The sequence below is a fragment of the Flavobacterium cutihirudinis genome, from assembly GCF_003385895.1.
In the GTDB taxonomy this organism is placed as follows: Bacteria; Bacteroidota; Bacteroidia; order Flavobacteriales; family Flavobacteriaceae; genus Flavobacterium; species Flavobacterium cutihirudinis.
The window spans coordinates 918,482-939,811 of record NZ_QRDQ01000008.1; the positions used below are offsets into that span (position 1 = coordinate 918,482).

General features: G+C 32.9%; 22 protein-coding genes. 5 read left to right on the forward strand and 17 right to left on the reverse strand.

The window, feature by feature from the left end; translation table 11 throughout:
* Positions 1–10 precede the first annotated feature (10 nt).
* Positions 11–2,821 carry a TonB-dependent receptor gene (locus BD847_RS09695; RefSeq protein WP_115888067.1) on the reverse strand — a complete coding sequence of 937 codons (2,811 nt, stop codon included), beginning with the start codon at positions 2,819–2,821 and terminating at the stop codon, positions 11–13.
* A gap of 235 nt (positions 2,822–3,056) precedes the next feature.
* Here BD847_RS09695 and BD847_RS09700 point away from each other — a divergent pair, with 235 nt between their 5' ends.
* The gene (locus BD847_RS09700; RefSeq protein ID WP_115888068.1) at positions 3,057–4,157 is read left to right on the forward strand and encodes a DUF4407 domain-containing protein; all 1,101 of its coding nucleotides are present in this window, start codon (positions 3,057–3,059) and stop codon (positions 4,155–4,157) included.
* A gap of 146 nt (positions 4,158–4,303) precedes the next feature.
* Here the strand turns inward: BD847_RS09700 and BD847_RS09705 are convergent, their stop codons facing one another.
* The 9 genes from BD847_RS09705 to BD847_RS09745 form a co-directional block, all read right to left on the reverse strand.
* A complete protein-coding gene (locus tag BD847_RS09705) occupies positions 4,304–5,014 on the reverse strand; it encodes a PH domain-containing protein (RefSeq protein WP_115888069.1) in 711 nt (236 codons plus the stop codon).
* Between the two features lie 69 nt (positions 5,015–5,083).
* Positions 5,084–5,455, reverse strand: coding sequence for an MmcQ/YjbR family DNA-binding protein (locus BD847_RS09710; protein WP_115888070.1), 372 nt, complete (start codon positions 5,453–5,455; stop codon positions 5,084–5,086).
* A gap of 6 nt (positions 5,456–5,461) precedes the next feature.
* Complete coding sequence (locus BD847_RS09715) at positions 5,462–5,812, reverse strand: DUF4260 domain-containing protein (RefSeq protein ID WP_115888071.1); 351 nt, start codon at positions 5,810–5,812, stop codon at positions 5,462–5,464.
* Positions 5,809–6,210 carry a GNAT family N-acetyltransferase gene (locus tag BD847_RS09720; protein ID WP_115888072.1) on the reverse strand — a complete coding sequence of 134 codons (402 nt, stop codon included), beginning with the start codon at positions 6,208–6,210 and terminating at the stop codon, positions 5,809–5,811. The genes BD847_RS09715 and BD847_RS09720 overlap by 4 nt, the downstream gene beginning before the upstream one ends.
* A gap of 170 nt (positions 6,211–6,380) precedes the next feature.
* Positions 6,381–7,169, reverse strand: coding sequence for a cyclase family protein (locus BD847_RS09725; RefSeq protein WP_115888073.1), 789 nt, complete (start codon positions 7,167–7,169; stop codon positions 6,381–6,383).
* A gap of 32 nt (positions 7,170–7,201) precedes the next feature.
* Positions 7,202–8,167 carry a D-2-hydroxyacid dehydrogenase family protein gene (locus BD847_RS09730; protein WP_115888074.1) on the reverse strand — a complete coding sequence of 322 codons (966 nt, stop codon included), beginning with the start codon at positions 8,165–8,167 and terminating at the stop codon, positions 7,202–7,204.
* A 37-nt stretch (positions 8,168–8,204) separates the two neighbouring features.
* On the reverse strand, positions 8,205–9,332 hold the full coding sequence (gene hemW / locus BD847_RS09735; RefSeq protein WP_115888075.1) for a radical SAM family heme chaperone HemW: 1,128 nt from the start codon (positions 9,330–9,332) through the stop codon (positions 8,205–8,207).
* A 79-nt stretch (positions 9,333–9,411) separates the two neighbouring features.
* Positions 9,412–9,966 (reverse strand): crossover junction endodeoxyribonuclease RuvC, encoded by a 555-nt coding sequence (gene ruvC / locus BD847_RS09740; protein ID WP_031454255.1) that lies wholly within the window; start codon positions 9,964–9,966, stop codon positions 9,412–9,414.
* A 6-nt stretch (positions 9,967–9,972) separates the two neighbouring features.
* Positions 9,973–11,733, reverse strand: a complete 1,761-nt coding sequence (locus BD847_RS09745; protein ID WP_147298508.1) for a WG repeat-containing protein — start codon at positions 11,731–11,733, stop codon at positions 9,973–9,975.
* Positions 11,734–11,823: 90 nt separating this feature from the next.
* On the opposite strand from BD847_RS09745, the gene BD847_RS09750 reads away from it, so the two are divergent.
* Both BD847_RS09750 and BD847_RS09755 read left to right on the forward strand, forming a co-directional pair.
* Positions 11,824–12,768 (forward strand): lysylphosphatidylglycerol synthase domain-containing protein, encoded by a 945-nt coding sequence (locus BD847_RS09750; protein ID WP_115888077.1) that lies wholly within the window; start codon positions 11,824–11,826, stop codon positions 12,766–12,768.
* Positions 12,765–13,868 carry a glycosyltransferase family 2 protein gene (locus BD847_RS09755; RefSeq protein ID WP_115888078.1) on the forward strand — a complete coding sequence of 368 codons (1,104 nt, stop codon included), beginning with the start codon at positions 12,765–12,767 and terminating at the stop codon, positions 13,866–13,868. Before BD847_RS09750 ends, BD847_RS09755 begins: the two co-directional genes overlap by 4 nt.
* A 63-nt stretch (positions 13,869–13,931) precedes the next feature.
* On the opposite strand, the gene BD847_RS09760 is transcribed toward BD847_RS09755, so the two are convergent.
* A complete protein-coding gene (locus tag BD847_RS09760) occupies positions 13,932–14,417 on the reverse strand; it encodes a hypothetical protein (RefSeq protein WP_115888079.1) in 486 nt (161 codons plus the stop codon).
* A 49-nt stretch (positions 14,418–14,466) separates the two neighbouring features.
* On the reverse strand, positions 14,467–14,850 hold the full coding sequence (locus BD847_RS09765; protein WP_115888080.1) for a hypothetical protein: 384 nt from the start codon (positions 14,848–14,850) through the stop codon (positions 14,467–14,469).
* Between the two features lie 39 nt (positions 14,851–14,889).
* On the opposite strand from BD847_RS09765, the gene BD847_RS09770 reads away from it, so the two are divergent.
* Together BD847_RS09770 and BD847_RS09775 are read left to right on the forward strand one after the other, a co-directional pair.
* Positions 14,890–15,390, forward strand: coding sequence for a DUF456 domain-containing protein (locus BD847_RS09770; protein ID WP_115888081.1), 501 nt, complete (start codon positions 14,890–14,892; stop codon positions 15,388–15,390).
* Between the two features lie 276 nt (positions 15,391–15,666).
* Entirely contained in the window at positions 15,667–16,269 is a 603-nt protein-coding gene (locus BD847_RS09775) for a DUF937 domain-containing protein (RefSeq protein ID WP_115888352.1), read from the forward strand.
* Positions 16,270–16,333: 64 nt separating this feature from the next.
* Here the strand turns inward: BD847_RS09775 and BD847_RS09780 are convergent, their stop codons facing one another.
* The 5 genes from BD847_RS09780 to BD847_RS09800 all read right to left on the reverse strand — a co-directional run bounded on the left by BD847_RS09780 (position 16,334) and on the right by BD847_RS09800 (position 21,314).
* Complete coding sequence (locus tag BD847_RS09780; RefSeq protein WP_115888082.1) at positions 16,334–17,242, reverse strand: pseudouridine synthase; 909 nt, start codon at positions 17,240–17,242, stop codon at positions 16,334–16,336.
* Between the two features lie 317 nt (positions 17,243–17,559).
* Complete coding sequence (locus tag BD847_RS09785) at positions 17,560–18,516, reverse strand: geranylgeranylglycerol-phosphate geranylgeranyltransferase (protein ID WP_115888083.1); 957 nt, start codon at positions 18,514–18,516, stop codon at positions 17,560–17,562.
* Positions 18,517–18,578: 62 nt separating this feature from the next.
* Positions 18,579–19,169, reverse strand: coding sequence for a DUF502 domain-containing protein (locus tag BD847_RS09790; protein ID WP_115888084.1), 591 nt, complete (start codon positions 19,167–19,169; stop codon positions 18,579–18,581).
* Positions 19,170–19,244: 75 nt separating this feature from the next.
* Positions 19,245–20,183 carry a mevalonate kinase family protein gene (locus tag BD847_RS09795; protein WP_115888085.1) on the reverse strand — a complete coding sequence of 313 codons (939 nt, stop codon included), beginning with the start codon at positions 20,181–20,183 and terminating at the stop codon, positions 19,245–19,247.
* Positions 20,184–20,231: 48 nt separating this feature from the next.
* Positions 20,232–21,314: a diphosphomevalonate/mevalonate 3,5-bisphosphate decarboxylase family protein gene (locus BD847_RS09800; RefSeq protein ID WP_115888086.1), complete on the reverse strand. Its 1,083-nt coding sequence runs from the start codon at positions 21,312–21,314 to the stop codon at positions 20,232–20,234.
* Positions 21,315–21,330 lie beyond the last annotated feature (16 nt).

Consider the following 21,330-nt stretch of genomic DNA (forward strand, 5'->3'; position numbering starts at 1 on the left):
AAAATAGATTTTACAAGTCCAGTTTCAATCCGAAATTATAACGAGCCTGATAATATTCAGCTTGTTTTGTGTGTGCTTCAACTCCTTGGTAGTAGCGTAACGGTTGATTTGTTAGGTTATTCGCTTCAGCAAAAAGACGAAGTTTTGGAGTGATTTTATAAGCAGCATTTGCATCTAAGAAAAACTGTTTGTCATAATAACTGTCTTTGTATGATTCAGAACCCAATTCATCTAAATAATCAGATGTAAAGTTGGTTGAGATTCTTGCAGAGAAACGTTTGTTTTCCCACGATAAAGATCCGTTGAACATATGTGGTGTTGTACCCGGAAGACTGATGTCGTTTCTTTCGTTTCCATCTTCATCAGAAATACCTTTTGCTTTCGATTTTGTGTAGGTATAGTTCAAATAAATACCAAAACCTTTAAGGAATTTTCCAGGAAGGAAATCTAACTGACGTTGAAAAGCAACCTCAAATCCGTAAACGTCTACAGTATCACCATTTCTTGATTGTAAGAATGACCAGTTTTCGCCAGCTGGAATTGGATTAATTTGGTTTGGAAAATCAGCAGCAAATTTTGCATCTGTATATTGATTATCGCTATAGTTGTAAATGAAATCGTGTAATTTTTTGTAGAAAACACCTCCAGAAATCAAACCAACAGATTTGAAATAATTCTCTGCCATGAAATCATAATTGTATGAGTAAGTAGCGTCAAGATCTGGATTTCCTGCAGTAATTTCTTTATCAGCTGCAATGTTGTTTACATAAGGAGCTAATGCATAATAGTTTGGACGTGCTAAAGCTGTTGTAGCAGCCGCTCTTAAAACTAAATCTTTAGTCGCATTGTACTGGAAAGAGATACTTGGCAATAAATTAGTATAAGAGTTTTTAGTATTGATTTGGCTTTCTAAATCTTGCTCGTCCAATACACGGTTTCCTGTATAATCGATGTGTGTGTTTTCCATACGGAAACCTAAAACCATCGAAAGTTTATCATTAAAATCCTGATCCCATCTTACATAGGCAGCAGTAATTCTTTCTTTAGCATTATAATTTACAGCCAAATATTCAGCCGGATCTGCTTCTTTATCAAATAAAGTAGGATTGTTTAAGTCTAAACTTCCTAAAAAAGAAGCTGAAGCAAAGGTTCCCGGTACATATTTACTTCCCGGATTGAAGTTTTTACCATCAAAGAAACTTGTTGGAACTTCAGATAATAATTCCATTCCGTCATTGATTGGTTCGTAAGAATAGAAAGAATTGTTTCTTTCTTTTTCCTTCAAACGAAGTCTAACTCCTGTTCTTAATCTTCCTTTTTCTCCAGCAATAACAGAGAATGGGAAACGGATATTTACTTTTGCACCAAATTCGCTTTCGCTTGTTTCATCTGTGTTTTCGGTAACCGAATCAAATTTGAATTCGTCTGTAGCTTCACCAACAGTTGTCATTAAAGGAAATCTTGGGTTAGATAAATCTTCGAACATTTCCAATCCTTTTTGACGGTATTCGATATAACGCTCTTGCGGACGATATTCTCTCGCTTTTGCATAATTGGCAGACCAGTCTAAATCTAAAGTTGAATTGATTAAATGCTCTCCACGAATTGAATAATTCTGAACACGTTGATCTTCTAATCTTCTGTTTTTGTTTCTATTGTTGTCAACTCCACCTTTTGTTTGGCGTTTTACACGACCTTCAAAACCTGTAATTTCTTCACCATTATAAATTGGTTCAATATCATCGTAAGTTGTTCTGAAACGGTTTTCTCTATCGTCTCTCCAGTTGTAGATAGCGTTTGCGAAAATGGTATTGTTTTCGTCAAATTTATAATCTAAAGCAACAGATCCGCTACGACGAATACGCTGAACATCATACTTTCTAATTTCTGAAGCTTGTAAATAGTCATTTCCGAAATCATCTTTTACCCATTCGTTTTCGATATTGTCAGATCCGTAATCTACATTATTATATGATCCGCTAAAAACGGCTCCAAGTTTGTTGTCGAAAAAACGATTTCCATATACAAATCCTGCCGTGTAAGAAGCGTGCTCGCGAATTGGCAAGTAACCGCCAGCAAGTGTTGCAGAGATTCTCTCTCCATTTGGAGTTGCTCTTGTAATCAAGTTTACAGAACCTCCAATTGCATCAGCATCCATGTCTGATGTTAGGGTTTTATTTACTTCAATAGTAGAAATCATATCAGACGGAATCAAGTCCATTTGAACGTTTCTGTTATCTCCTTCAGCAGAAGGAATACGGTCACCATTTAAAGTTACAGAGTTTAAAGATGGCGCAAGACCTCTAATGATAATATTACGCGCTTCACCTTGGTCATTCTGCATTGTGATACCCGGAACACGTTTTAAAGCGTCTCCTACGTTGGCATCAGGAAAACGTCCAACTTGGTCAGATGAAATTACGTTTCCGATATTTTTATTGTTTTTTTGCTGATTCAGTGCTTTGGCCTGACCTTTTAAAATGTCTCCAACCACAACTTCGTTCAATTCAGTTCCTGAAGTTTTCAAAGCAAAATCAATTACATTATTTTTTCCTTGTTCTACAGTGATTTCTTTTGTTATAGAAGTGTAACCTATATATTTTACTTCAAGTTTATAAGTTCCGCTATTGATATTCAATAATTCAAAACGGCCATTGTAATCTGAAACCGTGTATTTGTTTTCACCAACGATTTGAATCATCGCTCCAGGCAATGGTAATTTGTCGTCAGTATCTAATACTTTTCCTGAGATTATTGCTTTTTGGGCATAACCGGAAAAGGCCAATAAAATGAATGTTACTACTAAATAAATTTTTCTCATTGTGTGTTAGTTTGATTTGGATGCGAAACTAGAACCTTAATGTTATTTAAGGAGTTGAAAAAAATTAACATAGTGTTATGATTCTATAGAGAAAAACGGAAGTTATTAATGTTAAAGTAACATTTATTAAGCTCAAATAATTTAAAGGCAAATGAAAACAAATTGACTATTTGCCTCATAATTAAATTTTTGGCGCTAAATTTGCCGTATCAATCACAATCAAAAATCATCAATCATGTTAAAACAATTTTTCATCCTATGTTCAGGAGCCGACCGTGATCTCTTGAAAGACTGCTCAGAAGGCGAGCAAACCAAATATGTTGGTATTGGTGCTACGGTATTCTTCACCGCAGTTATGGCCTTTCTTGCCAGCGCCTATGCACTTTTCACTGTTTTCGATTCTATTTATCCTGCCTTAATTTTCGGATTTGTATGGAGTTTGCTGATCTTTAATTTGGATCGTTTTATCGTTTCGACCATAAAAAAAAGAGATCGTTTTTTAGATGAATTCCTGCAGGCGACACCTCGTATTGCATTGGCTATTATTATCGCTATTGTAATTTCTAAACCTTTGGAGATTAAAATTTTCGAAAAAGAAATCAATACAGTTTTATTGAAAGAGAAAAACGAAATGGAATTGGCCAATAAAAAGCAAATTGGCACTTATTTCAAAACGGATTTAGACAAAAATAAAGCTGAAATCGCCGCTCTAAAAGCTGATATTGTAAAGAAAGAAAAAGAAGTTAATGCCTTATATTCAACTTATATTACAGAAGCTGAAGGAACTGCCGGAACCAAGAAATTAGGAAAAGGCCCCGTTTATAAAGAAAAGCGCGAAAAACACGATGCTGCTTTAAAAGAATTCGAAACGCTTAAAAAGACCAACGAAGCTAAAATTGCTGAAAAAGAAAAAGCAGGTGTACAGCTTCAAGCCGATTTAGACAAAAAAGTTTCGCAGACGCAACCAATCATCGAAGGTTTCGACGGATTAATGGCTCGTATAAATGCCTTAAACAAATTACCTTGGTTGCCATCGTTTTTTATAATGCTTTTGTTTTTAGCAATTGAAACGTCACCAATTATCGCCAAATTATTGGCACCTAAAGGTGAATTCGATTTCAAACAAGAGGAAGCCGAAACAGCAATGAAAGCTTCTTTGGCACAAAACAAATACCAACGCGATTTATTAGTAAAAACCAGCGCCGAAATGCACGATAAAGTGTACGCTGATATCGCCGAAGACAAAGGCCTTTTCGATTTACAACGGAAAAATGCAAAGGAATTACTCGAATTACAGTCGAATAAATTCGTAGAAAAACAGAAAGCGACTCTATAAGTGCAAAGTTTCTAAGTAGAAAGTTTCTGAGTGCAAAGTTTAAATGCAAAGCCCGAAATAGAATCTCTATTTCGGGCTTTTTTTATTTAACGCAAATTCAATAAAAACTTTGCGCTTTGTACTCTGTACTTTGCACTTTTTTAAAATTACATGTAGCTTAAAATCTCTTTTTTATAAGCATCATATTCTCCCTGCATGATCAAACCGTTATCAAGAAGTTTTTTATAATTCTGTAATTTATCAAAAAGTTCCTCTTTAGATAAATCGCTTAGTTTACGTTCGCCTGTTGGAGCTTGCGGCTGAATTGGTTCAAAAGTTTCTGTATAAACCGGAGCTGCAGGCAAAATTTCAGCAAAACTTGTTACTTCTTCTGTTTCTACTTCTTCAACTTCATCCTCGTCTTCAAATGCAGGTTCTTCAGTTTCAAAAGTTTCCTGAATTGGAGTTGCCATCTGAACCGGATTTTTCAATAAATCCAATTGTTCTTTAGCGTAAGTATAAATTTTTCTTGCCTGAATTTTCGGAATATAATCAATTGAAACTGCTAAATCTGTTTTTGTTCCAAATGAAAATTCAGAACCCAAAATATTTTCTTTTACAAAAGTACTTGCAATATCATCCCAGGTATAATCTGTAAAATCCATCGAAAGGCCTAAGTTTTTAGGCTTACAGATGATAATTCTTTTATTTGTTAAAACTATACTGTCAGGAAAAACAGTAATAGCAGGTTTTTTTTGTACTGCGATATACCCAACTTCTTCGCCTTTCATTAATAAATCAGTGAGTTTCGAAGTGATTTTTTCAATCGCTTTTGGATCTTGTTCTTCGTTCAAAAATTTTTTAAATTGTTCTTTCATTTTTTTAAGATTCTAAGTTACTTAGCTACTATAGCGCTGAGTTTTTTACTGACGTTACAAATGTAATGCCTAATTTTCTAATTCGATAATTTCATTCTGAATTTTCTTTGTTAAGCTTTTGAAAACCAATTCATACGAATGATCTATAAGTTCTTTAACAAATGAAGTTGGTAAATTTCCGTTTAAGGCAACAGTATTCCAATGCACTTTGCTCATATGAAATCCCGGTTTTATTTCGTCATATTCTGCTCGGAGTTCTTCTGCGCGCTCCGGATCGCATTTTAAATTCACCGATTGCTCATTTTTTTCCCATTGAGATAACGAAGACAAAGCAAACATTTTACCGCCGACTTTAAAAACTAAAGTGTCTTCATCGAAAGGAAAATGTTCGCTGACACCTTTTTTCGAAAGGCAATATTCGTAATAGGTTTCTAAATTCATAATTATTTATTTACCGATTTCACCTAGATGTGTGTATTTAAAACCTTTTTCATATTTAAGACCATAACCAAAAATACGATCCATAGCCGAATGTGAAAATAAAATAATTCCGGCTAACTGCATAATTTCATTACTTAAATAACATCCGGCTCCATAAATTAAAAGTGCAATTCCTTTATGATGAAAAATATTGTAGAGAAGTGCTCCAACTTTGTTTCCAAATGCATATCCAATCATAGATAAATCCGGAGCTAAAATTAGAACCAAAAACCACCACCATTCAAAACTTAGACGATTGAATAAAAAGATTCCGAGAATAAATAATGCCGTTTCTTCGAGTTTGATTATAGTGTTCATTTTACGATTTTTTCCATCATCTTTTCAGGATGATTCAGTTTTGTAAATCCGAATTTCTCATATAAAAAATGTGCATCAGTAGTTGCCAATCGCCAGATTTTAACTTCTTGTAGTTGAGGTTCTTTCATCATTGCTTCAATTAAAATCGACGAATATCCTTTTCCGCGATGTTCTTCAGTTATAAAAACGTCCATTAAATAGGCGAAAACCACATAATCGGTAATAACGCGCGCAAAGCCAATTTGCTCGTCATCCAAATAAATTCCAAAACAAACCGAAGCATCAATTGTTCGCTGTACTTCATCGATTGTTCGACCGGCAGCCCAATAAATATCTTTTAAAAAATTCTGTATAAACGGAACATCAAGTTTTGTTTTATCAGTTGAAACAGTAATCATAGTTTATTTTTTTTTTGCCACAAATTACACGAATTGGCACTAATTTTTTTGCCACAGATTAAAGGATTAAAAATGATTAAATCTGTGTAAATCTTTTTATCCCGATAGCTATCGGGAGTGGCAAAACAAAAAAACAAATTCGCGAAAATTAGTGTAATTCGTGGCGAACTTTAAATCTTATATAAAATTGGTTTTGACGGACTTGCGTCATTCTCAAACGAAGCGATTTGAAGATTTAGTATATAATTTCCGTCTTCAATTTCGTCCGGAACATAAATCATTTCGGTAATAGTTACGTTTAATCGCGCATCGGAGTTTAGATTTACAGTGTCTTTTACATTCCAAAAAGCTTTATGTGCCAATAATTTTCCTTCATCATGTTCTTTGTCGACACTTGGTAAATCGATCAGTAAATGTTGAATTTCGCTTTCGCGGATAAAAATCGCAGCCTCTTCAGACAAATAAGGCGGATTTGTATTCGAGTATTTTCTTGATTTTTTTTCCTTTTGATTTGGAAGCGTCCTGATTATAATTGCTTCAGGTTTTGTCACGCTGAGCGGAGTCGAAGCGCTATCAAGTAATGTCACATTGAGCGAAGTCGAAATGCTTTCTTTCGTAATCACGAAATCTTCCTCAATTTTCTCAGGTTCAACCGTAATCACTTTAGCAAAAAAGAAAAACTGTTTCAAGGATTGATTAATGCTGTAAAAATCATTTGTAATATGCCCCAAACACTCCGTATGCGTACCATGCCCATGCGGATTGAAGAAAATATTATTAAAATTCGTCGATGATTTTCCTTCCGAAACTTTCCCGATCCAATCGCCAAAAACGACAGGTTTTATTTCGGGTTTTTCAATATACCATGCAATTGGGTTTTCGTCTGTATTGGTGAGCGGAATCGAAATATCAATAGGTTTTGATAAGTCGATTTCGAAGTTATTGATTTTTGCTATCATAGCTAAAAACTAAATTTATCTTTGTTTACAATTTATAATAATGCTTCCGGATTGGCAATATCGGTGGGGTTTCCATGAATAAAATCGACTACATTCTCAAAAGCTTTCGCAAAATAGAGTTCGTAACTGTTTTTCTCAACATAGCCTAAATGTGGCGTACAAATAACATTTGGCATTTGCAGCAATTCATAGTTTACATCATGAATTGGTTCTTCTTCATATACATCAAGTGCCGCAAATCCTGGACGACCGTTTTTTAAAGCTTTCACTAAGGCACCTTTTTCTATCAATTCGGCTCGGGCTGTGTTTATTAAAATAGCATCCGGTTTCATTAAATTTAAGTCGGACTCTTTTACAATCTCAAAAGTGCTTTCGTTAAGTCGGAGATGCAAAGTGATGATATCGCTTTTTGCGAAAAAACTTTCCTTCGAAGTAGCTTTTTTATAACCATCTAATTGTGCTTGTTTTCTGGATTCCAGACTTCCCCAAACTAATACATTTGCTCCAAACACATCAGCATATTTGGCAATATGTTGACCAATTTTGCCATAACCCCAAATCCCTAATGTTTTACCGCTTATGACAGAGCCAATATTAGTTTGCCATTTTCCTTCCTTCATTCCCTGAATCGCCTGCGGTATTTGTCTAACCGAATTCATAATCAAAGCCCACGTAAGTTCTGATGGCGCTATAGGCGAACCAATTCCTTCAGCAACAGCGACATTATGTTTGGTACAAGCATCAAGATCAATGTGACTTGATTTTTTTCCGGTCTGACTAATCAGCTTCAGCTTTGGTAATTTTGAAAGTAAATCTTCAGTTATTTTTGTTCTTTCCCGAATTAAAATCAGAATTTCAGTATCTTTTAATAGTTCGGCTAATTTTGAAGTGTCTTTTTCGGTATGATTTAAAATCGTAACATCCAGTCCTTTTAATATTTTGAAAGATTCCAGTTTCCCAACAGCATTTTGATAATCATCTAGTAGTGTAATTTTCATAATATTTTGACATTTTAATTGATTGAAAATGTTTTTACTATAAAGTTAGATAAAATAAATCTGAAGCAATTCCATCTGTTAAAAATTTTCCTTTTGGAGTTGGTTTCAAAATGTCATTTTCAATAAAAAGTAAATCGTCGTTTAAGAATTTTTGAGCTTGTTTTTGGAGATAATCTAAATATTCCAATCCAAATTCATTTTCAATTCTTTCTAAAGACACGCCCCAAATGGTTCGCAATCCGGTCATAATATATTCATTATAACGATCAGAAATGGTCAGGATTTCAGTTTCGAGAGGAAGTTCATCGTTCTGAATTGATTTTATATATAATGAATTATTAGCAATATTCCAACCTCTTTTTTCGCCGTCATAACTATGTGCAGAAGGACCAATTCCGATATATTTTTTACCCAGCCAATAAGCCGAGTTGTTTTTCGAGAAATAATTTTCTTTTCCAAAATTCGATAATTCGTAATGAATGAAGCCATTTTTCTGCAGCATTTCAACCAAAATCATAAAGTGATTGGAAGCGACTTCATCCTGTGGTTCAGCAATTTTTCCGGTTTGAATTAATTTGCTTAAAGCCGTTTTTGGTTCGACTGTTAGGGCATAACTCGAAATATGCGGAATACCAAAATCCAAAGCTGTTTGAATATTTTGTCGCCACATTTCGTCGCTCATTCCCGGAATTCCATAAATCAAATCGAGTGAAATATTATCGAAATATTTTGTTGCTTCTTCCAAACATTTTTTGGCTTCCGCCGAATTATGAGCACGATTCATCATTTTCAAATCTTCTTCATAAAAAGACTGAATCCCGATGCTTAAACGATTTATCGGGCTTTTCGATATTTTCAGAATTCTTTCCGTAGATAAATCGTCCGGATTCGCTTCAAGCGTAATTTCCGGATTTTCTACAACTTTATAATTTTTATAAACCTCAGAAATCAAAAAGTTGATTTCGTCATTCGACAATACTGAAGGCGTTCCGCCACCAAAATAAATGGTTTCGATTTCGATTTCATTTTCATTTTTGCGCATCGCAATTTCTTTGGCTAAAGCCAAAACCATTTCGTCTTTCTTTTTCATCGAAGTAGAAAAATGAAAGTCGCAATAATGGCAAGCTTGCTTGCAGAATGGAATATGAATGTAGATACCGCTCATTTTTTAGTGTTCAGTGTTCAGATTTTAGTGTTCAGTTTTCAGTTTCAGTTTGGCTGTAAACTGGGACTGCGACTGTAAACTATTTTCTAATCTTGTCTTCATTTTGTTTCACAAAAGCATCCCAACCCGAATAACTTTTCCCAGCCACAACTTTTCCCGAATTAAAATGATGGCAAACCGCAGCTGCTAAACCATCTGTTGAATCCAGATTTTTAGGCAATTCTTTTAAACCTAAAAGCTGTTGCAACATTTTGGCAACCTGTTCTTTACTGGCATTTCCGTTTCCGGTAATAGCCATTTTTATCTTTTTCGGTTCGTATTCCGTAATCGGAATATCTCTTGAAAGTCCCGCTGCCATTGCGACACCCTGCGCGCGTCCAAGCTTTAACATCGATTGTACGTTTTTTCCAAAGAAAGGCGCTTCAATCGCGATTTCATCCGGATGATGTGTTTCGATTAATTCAATGGTACGTTCAAAAATGATTTTTAGTTTTTGGTAATGATTGTCGTATTTGGAAAGCTGTAATTCATTCAATTGCAGAAATTCCATTTTTTTATTGGTGACTTTAATTAAACCAAAACCCATAATTGTGGTTCCGGGATCAATACCTAATATGATGCGTTCTTTTGTCAAGGGATTTTAATTTAAATAAGAGAATTTATCTTCAACTTCTTTTTTGGATATATTCTCTTTAATGACTTTGTTTTTGTTATTGATCACGAAATATTTACCATTTCGCAAAACATAAAATTCAATTTCTTTATTTTTTGGAAAAAAAGCTAAATCGCTATATATTTTTTCATAATCAAAAGGAATAACAGTTTTATTTTGGAGGTTTTTTACTCCGTATTTACCATTCTTAGAAAGAATAATTGTGTTTTCATCATTATAAAATAAACTATCATATATAGTAGGAATAACAATTTTCCCTTCCTTGGTTATTAAACCTTCCTTATTGTTTTTGGTTACAAAATGATAATTTTCACCAGGTCCATATTCGATCCAATTTGACATCTTACTATATTCAAAAGGAATAATTATTCTTCCGCCTCTGTCTATAACTCCATATCTATCATTTTGTTTAGCAATAAATCTATTTTTTGTATCGTAAAAACAAGGAGATAAATCCTGAAAAACGAAATTAAAAATTGGTTTTAGGTTCTTGTCTATTATTCCAAATTTGTTGTTTTTGTTTATAAGATAATAATCCAATTCTCTTCTGTCAGCATAAATTGCTTCGTTCTCAATTGGATAAGTGATTTTGTTTTTGGAATCTATTAATCCAAACTTACCCTTGTATTTTACAATTGCATTATAATTGCTTCCAAAATCCTCAAATTCATCATATATAATGGGAATTATCAGTTTTCCATTTGTGTCGATGGCTCCGTATTTCCCATTCAAATTCTGAATGTGATAAATTTTCTCAATTTTCTTGTCCATACGGCAATAATCAAATGAAAAGTCTTTTAACTTGTCGTAAATTTTCTTTCCATGTTCATCTAGTAAAACGATATTATTGCCCTTTTTAGCAACAAAAATTTCAGATTCATGATAAGATTCTTCCGGATGTTCTATTGTGTCATATTCTGCTTTTACGCGCTCTTTTCCAAATTCATCAATGATTCCGTATTTATTATTTTTAGAAATAATGGCAATTCTGTTTTTATTGAATCTTTCTCCAGTTTCATATTTGCCAAAAGGAATTATCTCTTTTAGATTTTTATCCAAATAAGCAATTTGGTTGTTCTTTCGAACCAAAATCAAACCATTTTTCCAAAAAGTATCTTTAGAATTGAGACTTGTTGTTACGATTTCATCATAAACAAAATCTGTTTTTTGTTTTCCGAAAGAATCAAAAAAAGCCCATTTTGTTTCTTTTTTTAAAGTAACCAGACTATCAAGAATAACATGATTGGCGTTTTGATATTTGATTGGAATTATTTCTTTTCCCTTTTTGTCTATGAAACCATAAAGCTTGTTTTTTGTCACTAAAGCCAATCCATTTTTTCGAAAGAAAGTCTCGTTTTCAAACTGAACCGGGATTACAATTTTTCCTTTTCGATTAACAAAACCAAACTTTCCATTCTTTTTTACGCAAGCAAGTTCTTGAGAAAATACGGTAATATCATCATATTCAAAAGGAACAATTATATTTTCATGAATGTCAATATAGCCATGTTTATTTTTTAATTCAGCTAATATCATTCCTTTTTCATCCAACGGATTTAAGAATTTATATTTTCCTACTGGAATAACAACATTCCCTTTATCATCATTATATCCCCAAGAACCTTCGCCCATTATTCGGATATATTCTTTAGGTATGTTTTTGTCAATTTTATTGCAAGCAAATACTAGCAAAAATGAAAAAAACAATATGATGCGTTCTTTTGTCAAGAGATTTTGGTTTCAAGTTTAAAAAATAAACTAATTTTCTAATTTTCAAATTGGCACATTTTCATTGCTACATTTGCTTACTTTTGCGGCATGATTTCAATTCCTCACAAAGCTAAGCAATTCCTTGTTCTTCTAATCAAACTTTTGATTGTTGGCGGCGCATTTTATTTTATTTATAATCAGCTGGCAAACAATGATAAATTAGACTGGCAAAAGTTTATTGTTTTGTTTCGAAAAAATCAATCGGTTTTAGGAATTGGATTTATATTGCTTTTGAGTGTTTTGAACCGTTATTTTGAAATTTTAAAATGGCAGAATCTCGCACAAGTGATCCATAAAATTTCAGGTTACGAAGCTACAAAACAGGTTTTGGCCGCTTTAACAGCCGGAATTTTTACACCAAACGGAGTAGGAGAGTACGCCGGAAAGGCACTTTATTATCCAAAATCCGATGCTAAAAAAGTTGTTTTTCTAAACTTAATCTGCAACGGAATTCAGATGATTTTGACGATTATTTTCGGAATTTTTGGATTGCTTTATTTCAATGCTCAGTTTAATGTTATAACAACCAAAACGGTTCTCATTTTGTTTGGTGGTTTTTTAGTGCTTTTGATTGTTTTATTTTCAATTAAAAAAATCAAAGTCAAAGGATATTCCATCGAAAAACTGATTCATAAAATCAATGAAATTCCGAAATCTGTACATCAAAAAAACATCTTTTTAGGCATTTGTCGATATTTGGTTTTTTCGCATCAATATTACTTTTTGTTTTTAGGTTTTGATGTCGATTTGCCTTATTTAACCTTAATGGCTGCGATTACTTCCGTTTATTTTCTGGCTTCTTCATTGCCAACTTTTCAGTTTTTGGACTTTGCAGTTAAAGGAAGTGTTGCCATTTATTTCTTCGGAATTTTGGGTGTAAACGAATGGATTGTGATTTTTATAAGTACTTTAATGTGGTTTCTAAATGTGGTTTTACCCGTAGTTTTAGGAAGCTATTTTGTATTGAATTTTAAAACCAAAACAGCAGAATGATTTTTGAATTATTTGCCATATTAGCAATTTATTTTTTCAGCATTGGCTTGCTTATTTATGGTTTTTTCAAAATTAAAAAATATCAAAAAACAGATTTAAAACCACAAACGAGTTTTACAGTAATTGTTCCTTTTAGAAATGAAGCGGAGAATCTTCCAAATCTTTTAAAAAGCTTTTCTAATCTAAATTATCCATCAAATTTATTTGAAGTAATTTTAGTAGACGACAATTCTAAAGAGAAATTTCAATTATCAATTGTTAATTATCAATTGTTAATTATAGATAACATTCGTGTTTCAAATTCTCCAAAAAAAGATGCCATTACAACCGCAATGCAACACGTAAAAACCGATTGGGTTATTGCTACCGATGCCGATTGTATTGTTCCTGAAAACTGGCTTTCAACTTTTGATAATTACATTCAGGAAAACAAAGTTTCGATGCTCGCCGGAGCAGTAACTTATAAATGCGGAAATTCATTTTTAGATCATTTTCAGCAATTGGATTTAACAAGTTTACAAGGCGCGACAATTGGTAGTTTTGGTTTGGGAAAAGGTTTTATGTGCAACGGAGCCAATTTTGCGTACAAAAAAGAGTTGTTTGAAAACTTAAATGGTTTTGAAGGAAATGATAAAATTGCCAGTGGAGATGATGTTTTTTTACTGCAAAAAGCAATTGAAAAATTTCCAAATGAGGTGCATTATCTAAAAGCGAAAGAAGCAATTGTAGTTACAAAACCAACAGAAAGTTGGAAAGAACTTTTTCATCAAAGAGTGCGTTGGGCAGCGAAAACCAGTTCGTATAAAAGTACTTTTGGAAAGCTTTTAGGTTTAATTGTTTTCTTCGGAAATTTGAGTTTTGTAATTGGATTTTTCTTTCTCCTTTTCGGAATTTGGTCTTATCCAATTTTTGTCATCTTTGCTTTTTCAAAAGTTGCAATTGATTGCATTTTGCTTTTTGTAACCAATAATTTTTTGACAAAAACCACAATTAAAAGCTTATTGTTGAGTAGTTTGGTTTATCCGTTTTTTAGTTCAACGGTAGCTTTGTACAGCTTGTTTGGCTCTTATGAATGGAAGGATAGAAAATTTAAAAAATAGATTTAAACATATAAGCTTTCTCATTTTAAATGAACTTATATTACTTACATGGTGAAAAAAAAATCATTTCTGTTCTTTTTCTTTGATAATAACAGGTAAAATAAACTGCGTTTTTACCGGAATTCCTCTTTTTATTGCAGGATTTACTTTTGGGAAATCGACCAGACGCGCATGCAGAATACTGTCAATTTTGATGGTATCATAAGCAACAGAATCTTTGGGAAATTGTGGCTCAAATACCATTTTTGAATTTGGAAAAACAGTAACTTTTACCTCGATAGTATCCAGTTCAGGATAAAGAATAGATAAAGTATCGATGTCTAATTTCTCCTGAATAAGCTTTGCCATAACATCAAAAAAACATTTTTGGCGTTGCTTTTCATCAGCAATTGTCTCGCATTCAGCAACAGTAGGATATTCGTCGACTTCTTTCCAGTTAATCGATTTCAGCTCTTTTTGAAGTAATTCTTTTTCAGAGGGAACCTGCTTCTCAAAATATTGACAAGAATTGAAAAATAGAAAAACTAAAAAAACGGAAAACTGCTTCAAGATTTTGAGGTTGAATTGAATAAAGAATAATTATGGTATAAAAATACGATTATTTTTTTTGAGATGCTTTGTATTCCAAATAATCTTCATAGCTTTCTGAAAGCCATTTTTCTTTGTTTTTTGCCGCAACCTCTTTTTGATCAGGATATAAGCGTGCCAAACGATCTGAGAATGTTGCAATTTGAACGGTATAATTGTAAAATTCCGTTTTAGATAAAATTATTTCTGGATCATTTTTCTTGCTGAAAAATTCAAAAAAAAGAGCATCAAATTCTTTCAAAGAGAAATCAAGTACTTTTTTCTTATTACTTTTATAAAGACTGTCTTGTAAAATTTTATCGTCGAGTGAGATTTTTTTAGATTGACTAAAAACAGGTTCACTAACCGAAAAGATTAAACATAAAAGCAGAACTGAAAATAGGATATTGCGCATTTTAAAAGTGCTGAAATTAGAGTACAAATTACAAAATATATGGATATAGTATTATTAATATTGGGTTTTATATGTATGATTATTGGAATTTTTGGAAGCTTTCTTCCTGTTTTGCCAGGTCTTTCATGCTGTTGGGTTGGTTTATTACTGCTCCATTTAACCAAAGCTGTCGATACTAATTACTGGTTGCTGGGAATAACATTGGTTGTAACAATAATTATTACAATTCTGGATTATGTAATTCCTTCAAAAGGGACTAAAAAGTTTGGTGGAAGTACTTACGGAGTTTGGGGAACAAACATTGGTTTGATCGTTGGAATTCTTGCGCCCATTCCGTTTGGTGTAATAATTGGCCCTTTTGTTGGGGCTTTTTTGGGGGAATTAATTTACGACTCTACAAATCATAAACGTGCTCTTAAAGCAGCGACGGGCTCTCTGCTTGGATTTTTGGCATCCAGTTTTATTAACTTTTTATGCTGTATCGTCTTTTTAGGTATTTTTTTGAGTGTAACATGGGAATATCGAAAGATTTTATTTTAATTATATAATAAAGTTTAGCGCTTTGCGTTGCGAATTTCCCTTTTCCTATTATTTTTTTTAAAATAATTTCATTCTGTTTTGATTACGAAAGGGTTATGTTTGCTGGTGCTCACAGATTTTGGCACTTTAGAATTGTCAATTGGACACGTAAATTTTTAACTTAATTTTTGGAAATGTTAAAATATTTTATATTTTTATCCTGATAAACGATAAAAAGCCTCACTTTATCGATTATTTTGAACAAGTATAAATAATTATTTTAATTAAGTTATGAGTATGACCCCAAACCTACAAATTGAACTTAGACGTTTTATTTCTTCTAATGTTGTTTCAAAGCTTAACAAGTTTTATTTTGAAAATGATGCGCTCTTAATCAAAGGAATTGATGTTTCGATAGGAACAATTCTAATGGGGCTTTATAATAAAGCTGAAGAAATAGGCTTTTTTAAGGAAATCATCTCATTAATCGAAGACGATTCAACTTTTTATCAGGAAGTTGATTTTACTTCAGGCCGCATTTTATCAGTCGATGATTGTTACCGTATCGAAGGAAATGCAATTTTAAAAGAAATCTTCACAAATAAAAAAGGCAGAATTTCTGAAATGATTTCAAACGAAGTCGGAATTAAAAGCGAAACTGCCCGCGAAATATTAAACTTCTCCGCATTACTTGTTGTCTCTTATCTTAAAAATAATGCTCAATTATTAGATAGCTTAAAATTACTTCTTGAAGAGCAAAAAAGAGAAATCCTGAACAGTATTCAACCCGGAATCAAAATTATCTTAGGATTTTCATGTTACGAAACTGTTGAAGACAAAAATCAATCTATCGGAAGATCTATTTTTACACTTTTCGGACATAACTTTTTCAGTTTCTAAATAAAAAAAATCCCATTCTACAAAAGTAAAACAGGATTCATATTTCAATCAAATTTGAAACGTATTATGCGTTTTTCAAATTGATAATCTCTTGGTCTGTCAGGAAACGCCAATTTCCTCTAGGCAGATTCTTTTTTGTTAAACCAGCAAATGAAACGCGGTCGATACGTAAAACATCGTAATCAAAGTGTTCGAAAATTGCGCGAACAACTTTTACATTTGATGTTTTTAGTTTAAGGCCAACTTCACTTTTTGCTTCTTTTTCAATATAACTTACTTCTTCAACAAACACACGGTGTCCGTCAAGAACCAAACCTTTACTGATTTTCTCCAAATCCTCAAATTTCAAGTTTTTATCTAGAGAAACCTGGTAAATTTTAGACGATTTCTGATTCGGTAAAGTAAACTTACGAATCATATCGGTATCGTTTGTAAACAATAATAAACCGGTAGTATTCTTATCCATTCTTCCAACCGCACCAATTTTTGAATTAGTAGCGCCACGAACAAGTTCCAAAACATTACGATATTCCTGTCCTTCATCAAAGGCAGTTGTAAAGTTTTTAGGTTTGTTCAATAAAATGTATTCTTTCTTTTCAGGAGTCAAAACAACACCATCAAAATTTACAACGTCATTTAGTTTCACTAAATAACCCATTTCAGTAACCGGAACGCCATTTACTTTTACGTTACCAGACTGAATATATATATCAGCGTCACGACGTGAACACACCCCAGAATTTGCGATGTATTTGTTCAGACGAATTTCATCTGAAGCCTTTTGTCTCTTTGGCGCCTGATTTTGTTTCTTAAATTTTTGTTCCGCTGCTTCTTGAGCCGCTTTCACTTCAGGCTTCACTTTTTTCGGCCCTTGAGCGCGCTTAGCCATAGGAGGTTTTGGCTTGCTTGAGTTTGATCTTGAGCTGTTTGGTCTCGATCCGCCTCTTTTATTATTGCCTTCCTTATTGTTCATAAATTCTGTAATTTGTGCAAAGATAGTTTTTTCTGACCAAATAAACTTAAGTTCATTGTTCTTAGATTAATAGCAAAAAAAATAAAAGGATTTTGAAGCATCGCAATTGGCTTTTTTTCAGGCATTAATTCCCGCTTTCCGTTTCAATCTTTTATTTTTTTAAAGAAAAAAAATAAAAGGATTTTCACTTCAAACGGGGCTAGAATTCAAACAATTGGCTTCCTTTATACAATTGGCCTTTATAGAATGTCTTCAAAACAGTAAATAGATTTGCAAAAAAAGAATAAAATCTACTCAATCTGCTTGAAACAACTTTTTTAGTAATTAGAAATCAATTGACGCCCGTGCCACAAAACACTCGGATTAATCAGGACAATACAAAATACTCCCGCTACAATCAAAAATTTCAAAACATTGTGAAGCATTAAAAATTGTTCCTTCGAGTTTGATTTCCATAAATAAAGAAGAAAAAATAGCAGCACTCCCAAACAGATATAAAAGTAAATATCCATATAACCAACATCATAAATATTAACCAAAATGTAAACCGGAATAATGGTTAAAAAAGTCAAAGTAGTTATTATTTGCTTCGAAACTTTTTCACCGTATATAATTGGTATCGTACGATAATTATTGGCTAAGTCGCCTTTCAGGTTTTCAAGATCCTTTATCATTTCCCGAATTAAAAGCAGTAAAAACAAAAACATGGCATGCGCCGAAATGACCATGAAATGACTCATATGATCTTCAATTTCTTCAAACGAAATCTTATTGTAGAAATACAGCAAAATGGCGAAAAACGGAATTACAGCCATAAATGCCGCCATTAAATTGCCAACAATTGGATACTTTTTTATTTTATGAGAATAAAACCAAATCAGGAAAATATATCCAGAAAAGAATAGAAAAGCTCGCCATGAAACAACGGAAGCCATTAAAACTGCCAGGAAATTTAAAGAAAAATAAACTGTCAATTTTGTTTTTTGACTTACCAAACGGTCCAACATTGATTTGTTAGGTCTGTTGATTAAATCCTTTTGGCTGTCGTAAAAATTATTGATAATATATCCCGAAGCAATTGTAATCGCCGAAGCAAAAACAATTAGAAATAAATAAAAATCCAGTAGAATATCAAGCGCTCTTTTTTCCGGAGCCAAAATAAAAATAGCCGATAAATATTGTGCTAAAACAATAATTGGAATATTATAACCGCGTACCACAGAAAACAAACTGACAATTTTCATTACTACAAGTTTGTGCTGTCTGCTTAACATAAAATAAAAAGTATGATGGATTAGATATGGGAAGTTAAAGGATATTTTTTGATTCTGAAAGCTTAGAGTTTGTTTTTTAACAGTTCGCCAGATCCGTAACCTAATTTTCGAATGCAGGCCAAAGCTTGTTTTTGCGTAATATCAATATCCTGAATATCTTTTTTATCTACAAAAACCACAGAGCCACTCCAAGGATTTGGTGCGTCAGGAATGAATACCGTAAATTTCTCTTCGCTTATTTGTTCTATTAAAAAGGCAAATTGCAAACCGGCATCAGTAGGAACCAGTATCACTTTTAGGTCATCATTTGATTCAATTCCCAAAATATTTTCATTCATGCTTTTCATAAACGAATATCCAGGTACAAAGCTCAAAACGCCATCTTCTAATTTTTGCACCAGATTTTTAGCTGCCATAGTTTTTGCCAGCAATCCAGCAAATAAACAAATAAGAATAATTATCAATATTCCGATAAGTTCCTGAATTGCAATTCCTAAAACATTTACTTTTGGAAAATTATTTACAATAGGAAGTGTGGTTTTTTGAACAATACCATAGCCTTTTTCGAGAACCACAAGCAGCACAACTAATGGCACTAAAAACAGAATTCCTCCTAAAAAAGTTGCTTTGATAATTTTTAAAATACTTTTCATATGCAATAATTTTTTAGGATTAAGATTCTAGGAAAATGTACTCAAATAATTCTGTCTTTTTTAGAAGATTGATATTTAAAATTGATAAACTACTTCTAGCTTATAATCTTTTAAAGATGCTTTTGCGCGTTCTAAATCTTCGGTGAAACCAAGAATATAACCGCCACCGCCAGAACCGCAAAGTTTTAGGTAATAATCGTTAGTATCAATTCCGTGTTGCCAGATTCCGTGAAATTGTTCTGGAATCATAGGTTTAAAATTGTTTAGAACAACTTTCGAAAGTTTTTTAGTATTGGTAAACAAAGATTTCATATCGCCGTGTAAAAAGTTTTCTACACAAGCGTCAGTATATTTAACAAATTGGTTTTTAAGCATCGTACGGAATCCTTTATCTTTAAGGTTTTCCATAAAAATATTAACCATTGGAGCCGTTTCGCCAACAATTCCGGAGTCTAATAAAAATACAGCGCCTTTTCCGTCAAAACTTTGAGTCGGAATTCCGGTTGCTTCAATATTATCTTTAGAATTAATTAGGATTGGAATACTCAAATAGCTGTTTAATGGATCTAAACCAGAACTTTTTCCGTGGAAAAAACTCTCCATTTGAGAAAATATATTTTTAAGCTGTAATAATTTTTCACGGGTTAAGTTTTCTAAAACCGTGATTTTATTTAAAGCATATTTATCATAAATCGCTGCTACAAGCGCACCGCTGCTTCCAACTCCGTATCCTTGCGGAATACTGGAATCAAAATACATTCCGGTTTCGACATCATTTTTCAGAGCTTCTAAATCAAACGTAACCAATTCTGGTTGCTGAACATGTAAAACTTCAAGATAAGATGCAAAGCTTTTTAAGCTTTTGTTTGATGCAATTGCTTCAGCTGAAGGTTCTTCAGATTTCTTCAAAGCACCGTTGTAAAAATTATAAGGAATAGAAAGTCCTTTAGAGTCGCGGATAATTCCGTATTCTCCAAAGAGTAATATTTTTGAGTAAAATAAGGGTCCTTTCATGTTTATTTTATGTCTTTCTTAGAAAATTTTAATTAAAGATACGGAAAATTATAATGCAATTGATCCCGCTCCAATTTTGTCGCAAATGTACTGACGATTCTGACAAAATACAACTAATTCGTCCTGAATAAATTGAAGGACTTTATCGCTAACGTTTTCGGGATAAAGCACATGCACATTTGCTCCGGCATCAAGTGTAAAACACACAGGAATTTGAGTTTCATTTCTGAATTTCCAAATCGCATTTATGATTTGAAGTGTATTTGGTTTCATTAAAATAAAATAAGGCATTGAAGTCATCATCATCGCGTGCAAAGTCAAAGCTTCGCTTTCGACAACTTTGATGAATTCTTCTAAATCGCCACTTTCAAAAACAGAAATTAATTTATCCAGATTTTCGTGCGCTTGTGCAAAACGTCTTTCGGCATACGGGTGATTGTGCATTAAATCATGACCAACTGTACTTGAAACCTGTTTTTCACCTTTGTCAACTAATAATATAGTATCTTGATAATTCTTGAAATTCTCATGAATTGAATATGGAAATTCAACCCCAAATAAATCGGTACTTCCTTTAATATTGGCTTGATTTCCCCAAACCACAACATTTCCTTTTACACTTCTGCACGCACTTCCTGAACCTAAACGTGCTAAAAAAGATGCTTTTTGGTAAAAATAATCCTCAGTCATTTCAGGATTTAGCAATTTCTCCAAACTCATAAAATTCATTGCCAAAGCCGCCATTCCAGAAGCCGAAGAAGCAATTCCTGAACTGTGTGGAAATGTATTTTGTGTATCAATCGTAAAATGATAATCCTTCAAAAATGGCAGATAAACTTCAACTCTTTCTAAAAACTTCTGAATTTTTGGTTTAAAATCTTCTTTTGGTTTTCCTTCAAAAAGTAAATCAAAAGAGAAAGAATTTTGGTTCACTCTTTTTTCAAAACCTAATTTCGTAATTGTTTTACAGTTATTTAAAGTAAAACTCACCGAAGGATTGGCCGGAATCTGATTGTCTTTTTTCCCCCAATATTTTACTAACGCAATATTACTTGGAGCGCTCCACTCAAAGTTTCCGTTTTCGATTGTTGAAGTATATTTATTTGGAATAAAATCAGCTGCTGTAAACATGAATTATAAAATTTTG